General features: G+C 64.7%; 18 protein-coding genes. 11 read left to right on the plus strand and 7 right to left on the minus strand.

What is annotated here, in order from left to right:
* Positions 1–369: 369 nt before the first annotated feature.
* Positions 370–702 carry a ComEA family DNA-binding protein gene (locus ACVOLI_RS14685; protein ID WP_282267817.1) on the minus strand — a complete coding sequence of 111 codons (333 nt, stop codon included), beginning with the start codon at positions 700–702 and terminating at the stop codon, positions 370–372.
* A gap of 234 nt (positions 703–936) precedes the next feature.
* Between ACVOLI_RS14685 and ACVOLI_RS14690 the strand changes: the two genes are divergently transcribed.
* The 4 genes from ACVOLI_RS14690 to murU all read left to right on the plus strand — a co-directional run bounded on the left by ACVOLI_RS14690 (position 937) and on the right by murU (position 4551).
* The gene (locus ACVOLI_RS14690) at positions 937–2430 is read left to right on the plus strand and encodes a M20 family metallopeptidase (protein WP_282267819.1); all 1494 of its coding nucleotides are present in this window, start codon (positions 937–939) and stop codon (positions 2428–2430) included.
* Positions 2431–2523: 93 nt separating this feature from the next.
* Positions 2524–2796, plus strand: coding sequence for a GlsB/YeaQ/YmgE family stress response membrane protein (locus ACVOLI_RS14695; protein WP_282267821.1), 273 nt, complete (start codon positions 2524–2526; stop codon positions 2794–2796).
* 46 nt (positions 2797–2842) lie between these two features.
* A complete protein-coding gene (locus tag ACVOLI_RS14700; protein WP_481614988.1) occupies positions 2843–3853 on the plus strand; it encodes an aminoglycoside phosphotransferase family protein in 1011 nt (336 codons plus the stop codon).
* On the plus strand, positions 3850–4551 hold the full coding sequence (murU, locus tag ACVOLI_RS14705) for an N-acetylmuramate alpha-1-phosphate uridylyltransferase MurU (RefSeq protein WP_481614989.1): 702 nt from the start codon (positions 3850–3852) through the stop codon (positions 4549–4551). The genes ACVOLI_RS14700 and murU overlap by 4 nt, the downstream gene beginning before the upstream one ends.
* Positions 4552–4819: 268 nt before the next feature.
* On the opposite strand, the gene hda is transcribed toward murU, so the two are convergent.
* From hda to ACVOLI_RS14720, 3 genes are read right to left on the minus strand one after another with little or no spacing between them, the layout of a single operon-like run.
* Entirely contained in the window at positions 4820–5521 is a 702-nt protein-coding gene (gene hda / locus ACVOLI_RS14710; protein ID WP_481614990.1) for a DnaA regulatory inactivator Hda, read from the minus strand.
* Complete coding sequence (locus ACVOLI_RS14715) at positions 5518–6693, minus strand: AI-2E family transporter (protein WP_481614991.1); 1176 nt, start codon at positions 6691–6693, stop codon at positions 5518–5520. The genes hda and ACVOLI_RS14715 overlap by 4 nt, the downstream gene beginning before the upstream one ends.
* Positions 6690–7811 carry a DUF2066 domain-containing protein gene (locus ACVOLI_RS14720; RefSeq protein ID WP_481614992.1) on the minus strand — a complete coding sequence of 374 codons (1122 nt, stop codon included), beginning with the start codon at positions 7809–7811 and terminating at the stop codon, positions 6690–6692. The genes ACVOLI_RS14715 and ACVOLI_RS14720 overlap by 4 nt, the downstream gene beginning before the upstream one ends.
* 109 nt (positions 7812–7920) lie before the next feature.
* Here ACVOLI_RS14720 and purM point away from each other — a divergent pair, with 109 nt between their 5' ends.
* The 6 genes from purM to ACVOLI_RS14750 all read left to right on the plus strand — a co-directional run bounded on the left by purM (position 7921) and on the right by ACVOLI_RS14750 (position 12554).
* Complete coding sequence (gene purM / locus ACVOLI_RS14725) at positions 7921–8979, plus strand: phosphoribosylformylglycinamidine cyclo-ligase (RefSeq protein ID WP_481614993.1); 1059 nt, start codon at positions 7921–7923, stop codon at positions 8977–8979.
* A 12-nt stretch (positions 8980–8991) separates the two neighbouring features.
* A complete protein-coding gene (locus tag ACVOLI_RS14730; protein ID WP_481614994.1) occupies positions 8992–9600 on the plus strand; it encodes a DUF2238 domain-containing protein in 609 nt (202 codons plus the stop codon).
* A complete protein-coding gene (gene purN, locus ACVOLI_RS14735; protein WP_481614995.1) occupies positions 9597–10256 on the plus strand; it encodes a phosphoribosylglycinamide formyltransferase in 660 nt (219 codons plus the stop codon). The genes ACVOLI_RS14730 and purN overlap by 4 nt, the downstream gene beginning before the upstream one ends.
* Before the next feature lie 63 nt (positions 10257–10319).
* Positions 10320–11114, plus strand: coding sequence for a DUF3108 domain-containing protein (locus ACVOLI_RS14740; RefSeq protein ID WP_481614996.1), 795 nt, complete (start codon positions 10320–10322; stop codon positions 11112–11114).
* A gap of 2 nt (positions 11115–11116) precedes the next feature.
* The gene (locus tag ACVOLI_RS14745; RefSeq protein ID WP_481614997.1) at positions 11117–11800 is read left to right on the plus strand and encodes a DUF3108 domain-containing protein; all 684 of its coding nucleotides are present in this window, start codon (positions 11117–11119) and stop codon (positions 11798–11800) included.
* A gap of 61 nt (positions 11801–11861) precedes the next feature.
* The gene (locus tag ACVOLI_RS14750; RefSeq protein WP_481614998.1) at positions 11862–12554 is read left to right on the plus strand and encodes a DUF3108 domain-containing protein; all 693 of its coding nucleotides are present in this window, start codon (positions 11862–11864) and stop codon (positions 12552–12554) included.
* A gap of 196 nt (positions 12555–12750) precedes the next feature.
* Here ACVOLI_RS14750 and ACVOLI_RS14755 read toward each other — a convergent pair whose 3' ends face one another.
* Genes ACVOLI_RS14755 through ACVOLI_RS14765 form a run of 3 tightly spaced genes read right to left on the minus strand, consistent with a single transcriptional unit; the run spans position 12751 to position 14600 of the window.
* Complete coding sequence (locus ACVOLI_RS14755) at positions 12751–13059, minus strand: EF-hand domain-containing protein (protein ID WP_481614999.1); 309 nt, start codon at positions 13057–13059, stop codon at positions 12751–12753.
* Positions 13056–14330: a UDP-N-acetylglucosamine 1-carboxyvinyltransferase gene (murA, locus tag ACVOLI_RS14760; RefSeq protein ID WP_481615000.1), complete on the minus strand. Its 1275-nt coding sequence runs from the start codon at positions 14328–14330 to the stop codon at positions 13056–13058. The genes ACVOLI_RS14755 and murA overlap by 4 nt, the downstream gene beginning before the upstream one ends.
* Before the next feature lie 39 nt (positions 14331–14369).
* Positions 14370–14600, minus strand: a complete 231-nt coding sequence (locus ACVOLI_RS14765) for a BolA family protein (RefSeq protein WP_296251001.1) — start codon at positions 14598–14600, stop codon at positions 14370–14372.
* A 52-nt stretch (positions 14601–14652) separates the two neighbouring features.
* Between ACVOLI_RS14765 and ACVOLI_RS14770 the strand changes: the two genes are divergently transcribed.
* Complete coding sequence (locus ACVOLI_RS14770; protein WP_481615001.1) at positions 14653–15654, plus strand: KpsF/GutQ family sugar-phosphate isomerase; 1002 nt, start codon at positions 14653–14655, stop codon at positions 15652–15654.
* Positions 15655–15676: the final 22 nt, after the last annotated feature.

Consider the following 15676-nt stretch of genomic DNA (forward strand, 5'->3'; position numbering starts at 1 on the left):
GGTAAGCGCGGCGCACCCGGGGTTCTTGCGGAAAGCCCCGGGTGCGCTGCGCTTACCCGGGCTACATGCGCACCAGGCCAATGGCGCCGCGTGCGCAAACCCGACGCTCGTATCGGCTCTTGCGAATCCCCAATCCCCAATCCCCAATCGCGAACCCCGAATCGCAAATCCCCAGAAAAGAACAAGGCCCGGGAAGACCCGGGCCTTGTTCTTTGGAGCAGAGACAGAAAAATCGCCCGGCTGCACGTCACTGTGCACCACCGGACGACCTCACATCCTTGTTGGCATCCTGCCAGCCCCCAGCGTCCTGCCCTTTTCGGGTTCCTGGTGATCCGTCATCCTGACGGCTCACTATTCGATTCCTTCCGCTCAGCGCCTCTCAACCGGCTGCGCAGCTACCGTCCCGGTAGCGTTCTTGGCAGGGGCAGCTCCGGCCCTTGCCTCGATCAGGTCACGATTCCGTTCGACCGTCTTCAATCCGATTCCTTTCACCAGTGCCAGTTCCTCGACACTTTTGAAGGGCCCGTTGGCCTGTCTGTGTTCAATGATCGCCTGCGCCTTGGAAGGGCCGACATTCACCAACACCTGATTCAGCTCCGCCGCGGAGGCGGTATTGATGTCGACCTTGTCCTTGGCTTGCGCCGTTAGCGTCAACAACAATGCGAGAATCAGAGACTGCAGCGTTACGGTAAAAAGCTTCATCGCTGTACTCCTTGTGGCTTGGTCATTGATCGGCTGGCTATCCCGCCGGTCAGATCAGTGTTCCGCGCCACATGAATCCAGAATATCCGGGGCGGGTTCAGCAAACAGCCAGCCAACCACCCGGGCCTTTGTAGGAAAAGTCCTACAAAAATTCACTGATGAAACCGTCGCCAGCCCGATAAACAAGGGAGCGGCGTAGAATGGTTGCACCTGACATTGCTATCGGAGATCCAGATGGACAGCGCCAAGATCGGCCAATTTCTCAGCGACAAGTGGGACAACGACATCGTCCCGCAATTGGTCGATTACATCCGCATCCCCAACAAGTCGCCGATGTTCGACGCCAACTGGGTCGCCAACGGCTACATGGAACAGGCCGTCACCCTGATGGAGAGCTGGGCCAAGGCGCAGACCATCCCCGGCCTGCAGGTCGAGGTGGTTCGCCTGGAGGGCCGCACTCCGCTGCTGTTCCTGGAAATCCCGGCCACCGGCCCGGAAACCGGCGATGACACCGTGCTGCTCTACGGCCACCTGGACAAGCAGCCGGAAATGACCGGCTGGGACGACGACCTCGGCCCGTGGATTCCGGTGCTGCGCGGCGACAAGCTGTACGGTCGCGGCGGCGCTGATGACGGCTACGCCATCTTCGGCTCGCTGGCCGCGGTGCTGGCCCTGCAGGAGCAAGGCCTGCCGCACGCCCGCTGCGTGATCCTGATCGAAGCCTGTGAGGAATCCGGCTCCTACGATCTGCCCGCTTATGTTGACCACCTGGCCGAACGCATCGGCCAGCCGTCGCTGGTGGTCTGCCTGGATTCGGGCTGCGCCAACTACGACCAGCTGTGGTGCACCACCTCGCTGCGCGGCCTGACCGGCGGCAACTTCACCGTCAAGGTGCTCAACGAAGGCGTGCACTCCGGTGATGCCTCCGGTGTGGTGCCGTCCAGCTTCCGCCTGCTGCGCCAGCTGCTGTCGCGCATCGAGGACGAAAACACCGGCCGCATCCTGCTGGAAGGCCTGCACACCGAAATCCCGGCCGAGCGCCTGGAACAGGCCAAGCGCGCCGCCGACGTGGTCGATACCGCCATCTTCGACAAGTTCCCGCTGGTCGACGGCCTCAAGCCGATGAGCGATGAGCTGACCGAGCTGGTCCTCAACCGCACTTGGCGCCCGGCCCTGTCGGTGACCGGCATCGGCGGCATGCCGCCGCTGGAATCGGCCGGCAACGTGCTGCGCCCGGAAACCTCGGTGAAGCTGTCGCTGCGCCTGCCGCCGACCGCCAATGGCAAGGCCTGCGGCGAGCTGCTGAAGGAAGCCCTGCTGCGTGATCCGCCGAACGGCGCCCACGTCAGCCTGGACCTGGAAAAAGCCTCCACCGGCTGGAACGCACCGGCCATGGCGCCGTGGCTGGAGCAGTCCATCGACGCCGCCAGCCAGGCCTTCTTCGGCAAGCCGGCGATGTACATGGGCGAAGGCGGCTCGATCCCGTTCATGGGCATGCTGGGCGAGAAGTTCCCGGGTGCGCAGTTCATGATCACCGGCGTGCTCGGCCCGCACTCCAATGCACACGGCCCGAACGAGTTCCTGCACATCCCGATGGGCAAGCGCGTCACCTCCTGCGTGTCCAAGGTGCTGTTCGACCACCACGCCGCCAGCCTGCGTGGCGAAACCAGCGGTTCGCCGGTGGCCGCCGACAGCGGCACCCGTCACGGTGGCCACGGCTGCTGCTGATCGGTCCGACGTTGTTGGTCGGATGTTGATGGTTTGATGACGAACGCAGCCTGGCCTTGCTAGGCTGCGTTTTTCTTTGGCACGGGCAAGAACATGAGCGGACTGTTTGGCAGCGACAGCTGGCTGTACATCATCCTGATCGGCTTCTTCGTAGGCCTGCTGGGGCGCTTCTTCATGCCCGGCAATAACCGCATGGGCTGCCTGCTGACCATCGTGCTCGGCGTGGCCGGTGCGGTATTCGCCGGTTGGTTCGGCCGTGAGATGGGCTGGTATGCCGCCGGTCAGCCGGCCGGCTTCATCGGCGCCATCATTGGCGCGATCGCCCTGCTGGCACTGCTGCGCCTGGTCAGCGGCGGCAAGCGCTGACTCCATCCCAACGGCGCCTGCGGGCGCCGCTTCACTTGTAGTGTCCATGAACGATCCCGCTTCCGATCCGCTGCGCGCCCAACAACGCCTGCAGTGGACCTGCACCGCACTCGGCGACCCTGCCACCACGCTTGAACGTGCATCGGTCGATGCCGGTTTCCGCAGCTATTGGCGCAGTACCAGCGCACGCGGCAGCCACATCGTGATGGACTCACCGCCCGGGTTGGAAGATGTACGTCCCTGGCTGCGCATGCACGACCTGCTGGAAACCAACAGCGTGCGTGTACCGCAGGTGCTTGCGCGCGATGTCGACAACGGCTTCCTGCTGCTGGAAGACCTGGGCGGACCAACCCTCGCCCGCTTCATCAGTGACGACACCGCCGACGCCTGGTTCGATGCAAGCTTCGCGCAACTGATCCGCCTGCAGTCGATTCCGGTGCCCGAAGGCATGGGCGCGTTCGGCGAGGCACTGCTGCAGCGTGATGCCGGCCTGTTTGAAGAGTGGTTCGTGCAACGCCACCTCGGCCTGAGCTTGGACTGCGGCGAAAGCGAGCAGTTGCAGCTGGTGCAACGGCGCCTGATGGACAACGCCTTGAACCAGCCACAAGTGCTGACCCATCGCGACTTCATGCCGCGCAACCTGATGCCGGTCGAGGGCGGTCCGGCGGTGCTGGACTTCCAGGATCTGGTCAGCGGGCCGATTGCCTATGATCCGGCCAGTCTGTTCAAGGACGCCTTCCTGAGCTGGCCGCTGGAAAAAGTGGACGCCTGGCTTGCGCGCTACCACGCACAGGCACTGGCCGCCGGCCTGCCGGTGCGGCCGTGGCCGCAGTTCCTGCGCGACGCCGACTGGATGGGCGTGCAGCGCCATCTGAAGATCCTCGGCATCTTCGTGCGCCTGCGTGATCGTGACGGCAAGGGCCATTACTTCGAAGACGCACCGCGTTTCATTCGCTACCTGGATGAGGTGTTGCCGCGCTACCCGGAGCTGGCGCCGCTGCAGGATCTGTTCGAGCGCCGCTTCAAGCCGGCAATGGCCACCAAGGCTTCCGCATGAAGGCCTTGATCTTCGCCGCCGGGCTGGGCGAGCGCATGCGCCCGCTTACCGATCACGCGCCCAAGCCGCTGCTGGCCGTGGCCGGTGTGCCACTGATCGAATGGCACCTGCAGCGCCTCGCCGCGCTGGGCATCGCCGATGTGGTGGTCAACACCAGCTGGCTGGCCACGCAGTTTCCGGAAAAACTTGGCGATGGCAGTCGCTGGAACCTGCGTCTGCATTATCTGTACGAAGGCCCGGTGCCGCTGGAAACGGGCGGCGGCATGCACAACGCGCTGCCGCTGCTCGGCGATGCGCCGTTCCTGGCGGTCAATGGTGACATCTGGAGTGACTTCGATTTCGCCACGCTTCCGCGGCAACCGAAGGGCAGCGCCCACCTGGTCATGGTCGACAACCCGCTGCAGCATCCGCGTGGCGATTTCATCCTGGATGCCGATGGCCTGCTGCATGACGAAGGCGAACAAGCACGCCTGACCTTTGCCGGCATCGGCGTGTATCGGCCGCAGTTGTTGCAGGACTGGCAGAACGTGATTGGCAGCGCCGATGGCAGCGCGGAAACCCCACCACGCTTCAAACTGGCGCCCTTGCTGCGCGCGGCGATGGCGAACAACAGCATCAGCGGCCAGCATCACCAAGGCCGCTGGACCGACGTAGGCACCCCCGAGCGCCTGCAGCAGCTGGAAAACCAGCTTTTGTAGGAGCGGCGTAAGCCGCGAAGCAAGTGAAGACTCAGATACACAGATGCCTGCAATTGCAGGCATCTTCGTTAACGGACGCGACACCGGCTTCGCGGCTTACGCCGCTCCTACAAAAGCCGCGTCCGCCAGCCGTTTGTGGGAGCGGTGTAAACCGCGAAGCAACTTAAGCCCCAGATACAAAGATGCGTGCAATCGCAGGCATCTTTCTTATGCGGATATGACATCTGCTTCGCGGTTTACACCGCTCCCACAGAATCCATAATGCCGATCAACCCGGCCCGTTCTCCAACACCCGTTTCAGGAACGGCACGGTGATCCGCTTCTTTGCCGCCAGCGATTCGCGGTCCAGCCGCTCCAGCAAGGTCACCAGTCCGCTCAGGTCACGGCCGGTACGGGTCAGCAACCAGTCCAGCGTCGCCTCATCCATCACCAACCCACGGCGCACCGAACGTTCGCGCAGCACTGCGCCACGGCCTTCGGCATCCAGCGGCTCGAGGGTGATGCGGCTGCACTGCGACAGCCGCGAGCGCAGGTCCGGCAACACCAACCCCAGGCCATCAGGCGGCAGCCGCGAGGTATAGATCACGGTCACGTCGGCAGCGCGCGCGCGGTTGTGGAACTCGAACAGGGTGATTTCCTGCTCGCGTCGACCGGCGACATATTCCAGCCCGTCCAGCGCCAGCACGTCGTGCCCTTCCAGCGCCTCCAAGGCGTCCTGCAGGCGCGTACCGGCCGCCTGCAGCGGCAGGTACGCAGGGCGACGCCCGGCCTGCAGTGCGGCAGCACAGGTGGCCAGGGCCAGGTGCGTCTTGCCGGTAGCACCGGCACCCACCAGATAGATCCAATCCTGGCTGCTGCCATTGGCAACGGCACGCAACTGCGCCAGCGCGCCTTCCGGCGCACCGATGAATGTTTCAAAGCGCTGGTCTGGCGGGTAACGCAAGGCCAGCGGTAACTGCGGCACACTCACTTCGGTTCTACATCCTTCGACACGATGCTCAGATCCGCCGGCACCTGGGCGTTGCGCGGATCCAACACAATCGTCGGCCCGTGGCCGGCATACAACTCACTTTGGCGATAACGCTGGTGCGCATAGCGCAACAGCACGTTGATCACCGCCGCCGCTGGCAAGGCCAACAGCATTCCCAGGAAGCCAAACAACTGGCCACCTGCCATCACCGCGAAAATCACCGCAACCGGGTGCAGGCCAATTTTGTCACCGACGATACGCGGGGTCAGCACATAGCTTTCCAGCAACTGGCCGACCGTGAAGACCACGCCAACCAGCACCAGCAACTGCAGGTCAAAGCCCTGCGACTGCACCAGTGCCGCCAGCACCGCCATCACCACGCCGGTGGTTGCACCCAGGTAGGGGATGAAACTGATCAAACCTGCGACCAGGCCGATCAACAGGCCCAGGTTCAGGCCCACCAGGCTGAGGCCCGCGGCATACACGATGCCCAGTGCGATCATCACCACGATCTGGCCGCGGATGAAGGCACCCAGCACGTCATTGGACTCACGCGCCAAGCGCGTAACCACTTCGATATGGTTGCGCGGGATCATCGATGCAACCCGCTCGACCAGCTTGTCCCAGTCGCGCAGGAAGTAATAGGCCAGGATCGGCAACAAGGCCAGGTTGATCACCCAGGCCACCATCGCAAAACCCGAGCGCGACACGTAGCCAAAGAAGGTGGTGGCAACGCCGCCAGCCTGCTGCCAGTGGCTGCGCACCCACTCGAACAGACGGCCCGGGTCGAGCCAGGCCATGATTTCCAGCCCGGTTTTCTGCTCAAGCCACGGGATCGCGGTGTTCATCAGCCACTCCTGCCCTTGGGGCAAAGCGGCGACCAGGGTAATGATCTGGCGTTGGATCAAGGGCACCAGGATCAGCAGCGCCAAGGCCAGCAGCAGGATCATCAACACGAACACCAGCACCACCGCGGTATTGCGCGAACGGCCACTGGCTTCCAGCCGGTCCACCAACGGGTCGCCCAGCCACGCCAGCATCAAGGCGACCACGAACGGGGTCAGCACTGGTGCCAGCAGCCACATCACCCACAGCCCGAAGGCACTGAGCACCACCCACTTGAGGCGGCGCAGGAACAGCGCGATTTCCATTTCCGCTGTATCAGTACTCATCGAATTCGGTACTCCGCGCGGCGGCTACTGTTCTGTTCGGTACCGGCGCCGGCATCGTCGTCGCCTAGCGCACCCACCGGCTGTAGCGCGGCGTCGCTGCCCAGCATGCGATTGAACCCAGGCAAGCCGCTCATCAGCTCGACATCCAGCTCCAGTCGGTCACCCGAGGCCTGGATCGGCATGATCGACTTGACCACCGCCACTCGCTGCAAGGTGGCCGCCAGGCGCAGGTAGTCGTCGGCACTGCGGATACCGCTGACCACGATCCGGTAAACGCCGGCGGCACCACCGACCGGCGCCTTGGCATAACGCCGCACCAGCGCATCGGCGGCGCCATCGGCACCGGCCATCATCGCCCGCCGGGCATCGGCGTCGTTGGTGGTCCACTTGGACAGTTCTCGGCCATTGTCGACAAACACCCAGTCCGCAACCCAGCCGCCACCCTTGCCACGGTACAACTTGCCGATCAGCTGCATCGGCGGCGAATAGCGCGATGAGGCGCGCGCTACCGCAGCAATGTCCTGGCGCCAGATCGCACCGACCAGGGCCTGCTCGGCCGCGCCGCCGGCAGGCAGGCCCAGCTTGAAGCCACGTTCAACCGCACGATCCAGCAATGGCCGCGCCGCATTGGACTGCGGTACACCGACCAGGCGCGGACCGCTGCCATCATCGATGGCCAGCCAGACCACCGGCTTGGGTCGTGGCTGCGGCCATACCGGCAGCCCCAGCGCCGCTACCAGCCCGTCGACGTCATCCTGGCGGAAGCGCGCCACCAGCATGGTCCGGAAGCTCGGTGCGCCACTGGCGCTGACGCTTTGATCCTGCCGATAGTCGTAACTCTCGGCCATGTCCTTGGCGCTGCGCAGGGCCTGCGCCACACCCGGCCGCGCCAGCACGCTGCGGTCGCCGGACAGCTTGGCCAGCACCGCGCCCAGCGCGCGCGCCAGCCCGCCGTTGCGATCGGCCTCGCTTTGGCTGTTGACCGGTACCTCGGCCTCATAGGCACTGCTGGCGCCAGCCACGTCCCCTTCGGTACGCATGCTGGACGACTGTGCCTGCACCAACGAAATTGGCAGGCAGAGCGCCAGAAACAGGATTGTGACCAGGCTGCGGCGCATTGAAATTTCCATTGCTCGACGATTCCGGAGGGAATTGTTGCCCGAATGGGGCCTTCACGCCAACGTGGCCTGTTAAAATCGACCGTTCACCCCGCCAGTGCAGCCGCCAGTGACCAGCCCCTCGACCTCTGCCAACTCCCCCCTGACCTACCGTGACGCCGGTGTCGACATCGACGCGGGCAACGAACTGGTCGAGCGTATCAAGCCGCTGGTAAAGCGCAGCTTCCGCCCGGAGGTGATGGGCGGACTGGGTGGCTTTGGCGCCCTGTTCGACCTCTCCAACAAGTACCGCGAACCGGTGCTGGTGTCCGGTACCGACGGCGTCGGCACCAAGCTGAAGCTGGCACAACAGCTTGGCCGCCACGACACGATCGGCATCGATCTGGTCGCGATGTGCGTCAACGACGTGCTGGTACAGGGTGCTGAGCCCTTGTTCTTCCTGGATTATTTCGCCACCGGCAAGCTCGACATCGACACCGCCGCGGCCGTGGTCGGCGGCATCGCCAATGGCTGCACCGAGGCCGGCTGCGCGTTGATCGGCGGCGAAACCGCTGAAATGCCCGACATGTACGCCCCGGGCGAGTACGACCTGGCCGGCTTCACCGTCGCCGGCGTGGAGAAGAGCGAGCTGAAGGACGGCTCGGCCGTTGCCCTCGGCGACGTGCTGATCGGCATTGCCTCCTCCGGTCCGCACTCCAACGGGTATTCGCTGGTCCGTCGCATCTATGAACGTGCCGGCAGCCCGGCCGATCTGGTGCTGGAAAACGGCGTGAAGCTGGTCGATGCGCTGATGGCGCCGACCCGCCTGTACGTCAAGCCGATCCTGTCGCTACTGAAGACCCACGGCGCAGCCGTGCACGGCATGGCCCACGTCACCGGCGGCGGCCTGACCGAGAACATCATCCGCGTGGTGCCGGAAGGCCTGGGCCTGACCATCGACGCCAGCAGCTGGCCGTTGCCGCCGGTGTTCCAGTGGCTGCAGCGCGAAGGCAATGTGGCCGACAGCGAGATGTGGCGCACCTTCAACTGCGGCATCGGTTTCGTGCTGCTGGTGCCGGCCGACCAGGTCACCGCCATCAACGCCACGCTGGACTCGTTGGAACTGGCGCATTGGCAGATTGGTGAAGTGGTCGCTGAAAACGGCGCCGAACGCGTCCACATCGGCTGAGCCAACGCCTACATGACAGCCGCCAAGAAGGCCGCCTTCATCGGCGTGCTTGTTGTATTCGCGCTTACCTGGATCAAACCGCTATGGCCTGTGGAACAGGCCCTGCACAGCTCGCTGACCGTGCTCGGCCTGCTGGCGCTATGGTGGGTGGACCGCCACTGGCCGCTGGGCAGCGGTGCCTTCGCGGCCATCTGCGGCTTCATCCTCCTGCACTGCATCGGCGCCCGTTGGCTGTACTCCAACATCCCCTATGACCAATGGGCACAGGCGCTGTTCGGCTGGTCGCCAAACGCCGCCTTCGGCTGGGAGCGCAATCATTTCGACCGGCTGATCCACCTGCTGTACGGCATCTGCTTCACCCCGGCGTTGACCCAGCTGGCCCGGCGCACCTGGCCGGCACTGCGCGTGGGCCAGGCCTTCACGCTGGCGGTGATGACCATCATGTGCACCAGCCTGGCCTACGAATGGCTGGAATGGGGCATCGCACTGGCACTGTCACCGGAAGCCGCAGAGGCCTACAACGGCCAGCAGGGCGACATCTGGGACGCGCATGCGGACATGTTGCTGGCCACCCTCGGCAGCCTGGCGCTGTGGCCACTGCTGCGGAAGACGCGGGCATGAGCCCCCTGCCCCGTCTCGCCGTGCTTGCCTCCGGCCGCGGCAGCAACCTGCAATGCCTGCAGGACGCGATTGCCGCAGGCCAACTGGATGCGCAGATCGTCGGTGTGTTCTCCGACAAGCCAGCCGCCGCCGCGCTGGAAAAAGTGCCCCCCGCACAGCGTTGGGCGCGCTCCCCCAGCGATTTCGCCGACCGCGAGGCGTTTGACAGCGCACTGGCCGATGCAGTCGCCGCAAGCAAGCCGGACTGGATCATCTGCGCCGGCTACATGCGCATCCTCGGCACTGGCTTCGTGCAGCGCTTCAGCGGCCACCTGGTGAACATCCACCCCTCGCTGCTGCCCTTGCACAAGGGCCTGCATACCCATGCCCGCGCCATCGAGGCCGGCCATGCGGAGCACGGTGCCAGCGTCCACTTCGTCGTAGCTGAACTGGATGCCGGCGCAGTGATCGCGCAGGCACGGGTCCCGGTGCTGGCCGGGGACAGTGCGGAATCGTTGGCCAAGCGCGTGCTGGCGGTCGAACACCCGCTGCTGCTGGCCAGCGTCCAGCTATTGGTTGCCGGGCGCGTGGCTGAACAGGACGGCGTGGTCCACTGCGACGGTCAGTCCCTGTTTAGCCCATTGCGCCTAGATTCCGCCGGAACCCTCCGCCGCTGATCCGCACAGGCTGCTGACGTGTGGTTTGGCAAGATCCCTCCTTCCTTCTGCCTTCGTCCTCACATGGCCATAGCGCTTTTCAAACCATTGGTTTTGACCGCACTGCTGGTATCAGCCGTCAGCCATGCACAGGAGACGCCCGCCCCTGCGGCTGCTCCGGCGCAGGCACCGGTTGTGCTGCCGCCGCCAGCGCTGGAGTGGAGCCCGCCGGCACTGGAGCCCTTTGTCGCCACCTACCAGGCCCTGTACAAGGGCAAGGAAGCCGGCGATGCCACCATGCGGGTCGTGCATAACAACGGCAATCAATGGCGGGTGGACATGGCGGTGCGCGGCAAGCGCGGCTTCGCCAGTGTCCTCGGGCTGAACATCGAACAGAGCAACGTGTTCAACAACGAGGGCAGCGTCTACACGCCACTGAGCCAGAGCACGGTCAAGAAAGCCCTGTTCATGAGCAAGAAGGTTACCGGCGTCTATGACTGGCAGGCCGGTACCGCGCAGTGGCAGGGTGACCTCAAGAAAGAACGGCAGCGCCCGATTGCGCTGCAGCGCGGCGACCAGAGCGCCTTGGTGCTGAACCTGTCGCTGATGCGCGATGCGCGCCCGGGACAGGCACTGCAGTACCGCTACGTCGATGTCGGCCGCGTGCGCCAGTATGAGTATCGCGCCGCCGACACCACCGAGAACGTGCAGGTAGGTGATCTCAGCTATGACGCCTTGCGGGTGTATCGCACCAATGGCGGCAATGATGAAACCATCCTGTGGATCGCCAATGGCGTGCCCACGCCGGTGCGCATCCTGCAACGCAAAGACGGGCAGGACGAAATCGACCTGCGCCTGATCGAATACCAAGGAGCCTGAGCATGAAGCTTACCCGTAGCCCCCTGCGTTACCTCGCTGCCGCCGCACTGGTCGCGACCAGTTTGCCGGCGCTGGCATTCGAGCCGTTCACCGCCAACTACCAGGCCAGCTACATGGGCATGCAGGCCAATGGCGTGATGTCGGTAGCGCCTGCCGGCAACAACCAGTGGCGCTACAGCCTGCAGATCAAGAACCCGATGGCGGAACTGAGCCAGGCCACAGTGTTCGACGAACAGGGGGGCAAACTGCGCCCGTTGAGCAGCCATGACCGTTCGGTGGTGCTGATCAAGCGCAAGCAGGTGGAAGCGCGTTATGACTGGAACAGCGGCCAGGCCACCTGGAGCGGCGACGTGAAGCCTGATCGCAGCGGCCCGATCCGCCTGCAGAGCGGCGACATGGATGCACTGTTGATCAACCTGGCCATTGCCCGTGATGTCGCCGCCGGCAAGCCCCTGACCTACCGCATGGTCGACGATGGCCGCATCAAGCCCATGACCTACCGGGTGATCGGCAAGGAAAACCTGACCATCGGAGGCAAGCAGCAGGAAGCGACCAAGGTGTCGCGCGTGGATGGAAACAAGGAACAGATCGCCTGGATCGTCCCCGGCATGCCGGTACCGGCACGCCTGCTGCAGCGCGAAAACGGCCAGGACGCACTGGACCTGACCATCCGCTCCATCAACTGATCGCATCCCCCGCCCCCGACACGCCCGGCCTGATGCCGGGCGTTTTCATGGAAGAGACGCCGTGCCCCTTGCTCGCAGATTTGCCGTACTCCCGCTCGCTGCCGCCCTGCTTGTATCCCTGCCCCCGGCTGCCGATGCCGCCGTACAGCGTTTCGATGGACGTTACACCGCCAGCTACAAGGGCCTCAGCGCAACTGCGCGGATGACCCTCACCCCGGCCCGCAATGGTTCCTGGATGTACCTGCTGACCGTGGATCACATGCTTGCCAAGCTGAGCCAGGCCACCGTGTTCCAGGACATGGGAACGCAGTACCGGCCGCTGGGTGGCAGCGACCGGAGCAGCTATGCCTCGGTCCAGCGCGGCGTTATTACCAATTACAACTGGGCAGCCGGCCAGGCGCGCTGGAGCGGCGACGTCAAACCCAACCGCGCCGGGCCGGTAGCCCTGCAGAACGGCGACATGGACGCGTTGCTGATCAACCTGGCATTGGCACGCGACGTACCGGCCGGGCGTCCGCTGTCCTATCGCATGGTCGAGAACGGGCGCGCACGGCCAATGAACTACCGGGTGATCGGTCGTGAGCGGGTCACCGTCGCCGGCCGCGACTACGACGCCACCAAGGTTGCCCAGGGTGGCGCCGAAAAGCAGACCATTGCGTGGATCGTGGCCGGCATCCCGGCACCGGTGCGCATCGTCCAGCGCGAAAACGGCGCCACCACGATCAGCCTGCAGATGAACTCCTGGTCGCGCTGAGCACAGCGCAGAGCCACGCTCAAGCGTAGCGCGGGCAAGCGGCGAACCCCGGACCTGGGCAACCGCTGCGCCAGGTAATGACAGGGCTCAAGCAGGAGCTGCGCCCTGCCTGATCCACTTCAACCCGGGCCAGCTACGCTTTGCCCGGGTCAACGATCGGTAGCGATCGACACCACAGCATTGCGGCGCGCTCCTGCTACTGGGTGGCGTCCTTCTTGAACACCGTGCGGCAATCGCGGCGGAATTCCTCGCCACTGCTGCGCCAGATGAAGCTACGGCAGTGGCGATCACCCTCTTCGCTGTCCTTCACCTGCACCGCATAGAACGCCTGCAGGAACTCGTCGCTGCTGATCTGGCCGTCGCCATTCCAGTCCATCTGTTCCTTCTCAACGCCCTGGGTGATGGCCACGCCGCTGTACCAGCCCCAGCCCAACCAGGCCAGGGCCAGCAGCACCAGGGCCAACAAAGCCCTGCGGCGCGGACTGAAGCGCCCCTTGAGGATCATGCGATCCGCCGCACGTTTGCACCAAGCCCGCTAAGCTTTTCCTCGATGTTCTCGTAGCCACGATCAAGGTGGTAGATGCGGTCGATGCTGGTCTCGTCCGCAGCCACCAGGCCGGCCAGGATCAGGCAGGCCGAGGCACGCAGATCGGTCGCCATCACCGGCGCACCGCTGAGCTTGGCCACGCCGCGCACGATCGCGGTATGGCCTTCGATCTGGATGTCGGCACCCAGGCGCAGCAGCTCGTTGACGTGCATGAAGCGGTTTTCAAAGATGGTCTCGGTGATCACACCCACGCCATCGGCAACGCAGTTCATGGCCATGAACTGCGCCTGCATATCGGTCGGGAACGCCGGATGCGGCGCGGTGGTGATGTTCACCGACTTGGGCCGCTTGCCATGCATGTCCAGGGTGATGCTGTCTTCGGTGGTGCTGATCTCGGCGCCGGCCTCGGTCAGCTTGTGCAGCACTGCGTCCATCGTGTCCGGGCGTGCATTGCGCACCGTGACGCGACCACCGCTCATTGCTGCAGCCACCAGGAAGGTGCCGGTTTCGATGCGGTCGGGCAGTACCGCGTGGCGGCCACCGTGCAGGCGCTCGACGCCTTCCACGACCAGGCGCGCGGTGCCGATGCCTTCGATCTTCGCACCGAGTGCAATCAGGCAATGCGCCAGATCGGCCACTTCCGGCTCCATCGCGGCGTTTTCCAGCACCGAGGTGCCTTCGGCCAGTACCGCCGCCATCAGCACGTTCTCGGTGCCGGTGACGCTGACCATGTCGAAGGTGTAACGGCCGCCTTTCAGGCGCCCATCAACGTGGGCCTTGATGAAGCCGTTCTCCACGCTGATTTCCGCACCCAGTGCCTGCAGGCCCTTGATGTGCTGGTCAACCGGGCGCGAGCCGATGGCGCAACCGCCCGGCAGCGACACTTCGGCCTTGCCGAACTTGGCCAGCAACGGACCCAGCACCAGGATCGAGGCGCGCATGGTCTTGACCAGCTCATACGGCGCAACGTGCTGATCAACCGTACGCGGGTCCACCACCACCGCGCTGCCGCGCGACAGCGTGCCCTGGTCGACGGTGACCTTGGCGCCAAGCTCACCGAGCAGTTTCACCGTGGTGATCACGTCGTGCAGATGCGGCACGTTGGTAATTTCAACCGGCGCATCGGCCAGCAAGGTGGCGCACAGGATCGGCAGGACGGCGTTCTTGGCGCCGGAGATATGAACCTCACCGTTCAGCGCATTGCCGCCGGTGACTACGATTTTTGCCATGGATTTAAGGCCGATATAAGGAGAAGAGAGTTCGCCGGCTCAACCGGCTTCACCCGGAGTGATGGTTTTCAGCGCCAGCGCATGGATCGCACCGCCCATCAGGTCGCCCAGCGTCGCATACACCATGCGGTGGCGCGCCAAGGGCATCTTGCCGGCAAATGCCTCGCAGACAACCGTGGCCTCGAAGTGCACCCCGTCGTCGCCCTGCACGTCGGCGCGGGCGCCCGGCAGGCCGGCTTCGATCAGATTTCGGATGGTCTCGGCGTCCAAAGCGCTTTCCTAATAAAATGAACCCCCATTCTACTCTCCGAGTGGCATCCGTATGGCTGCTTCACCGCTTTCCCTGGCTACATTGCGCGACACCGATCTGGTGGCCAGTGGTCACCGTGTGTTCGAGATCGAGCGCGACGAACTGGACCGGGTAGGCGGTCGCATTGGCGCCGAGTTCGCCGCCGCCTGCCGGCTGGTGCTGGCTTCGCGCGGCCGTGTGGTCACCACCGGCATGGGCAAATCCGGGCATATCGCGCGCAAGATCGCCGCCACCCTGGCCTCGACCGGCACACCGTCGTTCTACGTGCACCCAGGCGAGGCCGGGCACGGCGATCTTGGCATGATCACCGAAGATGACGTGGTTTTGGCGCTGTCCTATTCGGGTGAATCGGACGAAGTACTGACCCTGTTGCCGGTGTTCAAGCGCCAGGGCAATCCACTGATTTCCATGACCGGCAGACCGCAGTCGAGCCTGGCGCTCGCCGCCGATGTGCACCTGGACGTGAACGTGGACCACGAGGCCTGCCCGCTGGCCCTGGCCCCGACCTCCAGCACCACCGCCTCGCTGGCGATGGGCGATGCGCTGGCCGTGGCCCTGCTGGATGCGCGCGGCTTCACCGCCGACGACTTCGCCCGCTCGCACCCGGCCGGCAGCCTGGGCCGGCGTCTGCTGCTGCACATCACCGACGTCATGCACGCCGGCGACGATCTACCCAGCGTCCGTGACGACGCCAGCCTCAGCCAGGCCCTGATGGAAATGAGCCGCAAGCGGCTGGGCATGACCGCCGTCGTCGATGCCCAGGGCAGACTGGTCGGCCTGTTCACCGACGGCGACCTGCGCCGTGCACTGGACACCGACCTGGACGTGCGCACCGCCAGCATCGCTCAGGTGATGACCCGCAACCCGCGCACCATCGGTGCCGACCAACTGGCCGCCGAAGCCGCGCGGCTGCTGGAAACCCACAAGATCAATGGCTTGATCGTGGTCGATGGCGACAATCACCCCGTCGGCGCCCTGAACATTCATGACCTGTTGCGGGCAAAAGTCGTCTAAACCCCGCACAATCAACGACCTC

The organism is Stenotrophomonas sp. STEN029 (genome assembly GCF_056760015.1).

Bases quoted from the DNA above. Each gene is read 5' to 3' on its own strand.
- ACVOLI_RS14685 (WP_282267817.1), bottom strand. From the start codon at position 702: ATGAAGCTTTTTACCGTAACGCTGCAGTCTCTGATTCTCGCATTGTTG.
- ACVOLI_RS14690 (WP_282267819.1), top strand. From the start codon at position 937: ATGGACAGCGCCAAGATCGGCCAATTTCTCAGCGACAAGTGGGACAAC.
- ACVOLI_RS14695 (WP_282267821.1), top strand. From the start codon at position 2,524: ATGAGCGGACTGTTTGGCAGCGACAGCTGGCTGTACATCATCCTGATC.
- ACVOLI_RS14700 (WP_481614988.1), top strand. From the start codon at position 2,843: ATGAACGATCCCGCTTCCGATCCGCTGCGCGCCCAACAACGCCTGCAG.
- murU (WP_481614989.1), top strand. From the start codon at position 3,850: ATGAAGGCCTTGATCTTCGCCGCCGGGCTGGGCGAGCGCATGCGCCCG.
- ACVOLI_RS14715 (WP_481614991.1), bottom strand. From the start codon at position 6,693: ATGAGTACTGATACAGCGGAAATGGAAATCGCGCTGTTCCTGCGCCGC.
- ACVOLI_RS14720 (WP_481614992.1), bottom strand. From the start codon at position 7,811: ATGCGCCGCAGCCTGGTCACAATCCTGTTTCTGGCGCTCTGCCTGCCA.
- ACVOLI_RS14730 (WP_481614994.1), top strand. From the start codon at position 8,992: ATGACAGCCGCCAAGAAGGCCGCCTTCATCGGCGTGCTTGTTGTATTC.
- purN (WP_481614995.1), top strand. From the start codon at position 9,597: ATGAGCCCCCTGCCCCGTCTCGCCGTGCTTGCCTCCGGCCGCGGCAGC.
- ACVOLI_RS14740 (WP_481614996.1), top strand. From the start codon at position 10,320: ATGGCCATAGCGCTTTTCAAACCATTGGTTTTGACCGCACTGCTGGTA.
- ACVOLI_RS14745 (WP_481614997.1), top strand. From the start codon at position 11,117: ATGAAGCTTACCCGTAGCCCCCTGCGTTACCTCGCTGCCGCCGCACTG.
- ACVOLI_RS14755 (WP_481614999.1), bottom strand. From the start codon at position 13,059: ATGATCCTCAAGGGGCGCTTCAGTCCGCGCCGCAGGGCTTTGTTGGCC.
- murA (WP_481615000.1), bottom strand. From the start codon at position 14,330: ATGGCAAAAATCGTAGTCACCGGCGGCAATGCGCTGAACGGTGAGGTT.
- ACVOLI_RS14770 (WP_481615001.1), top strand. From the start codon at position 14,653: ATGGCTGCTTCACCGCTTTCCCTGGCTACATTGCGCGACACCGATCTG.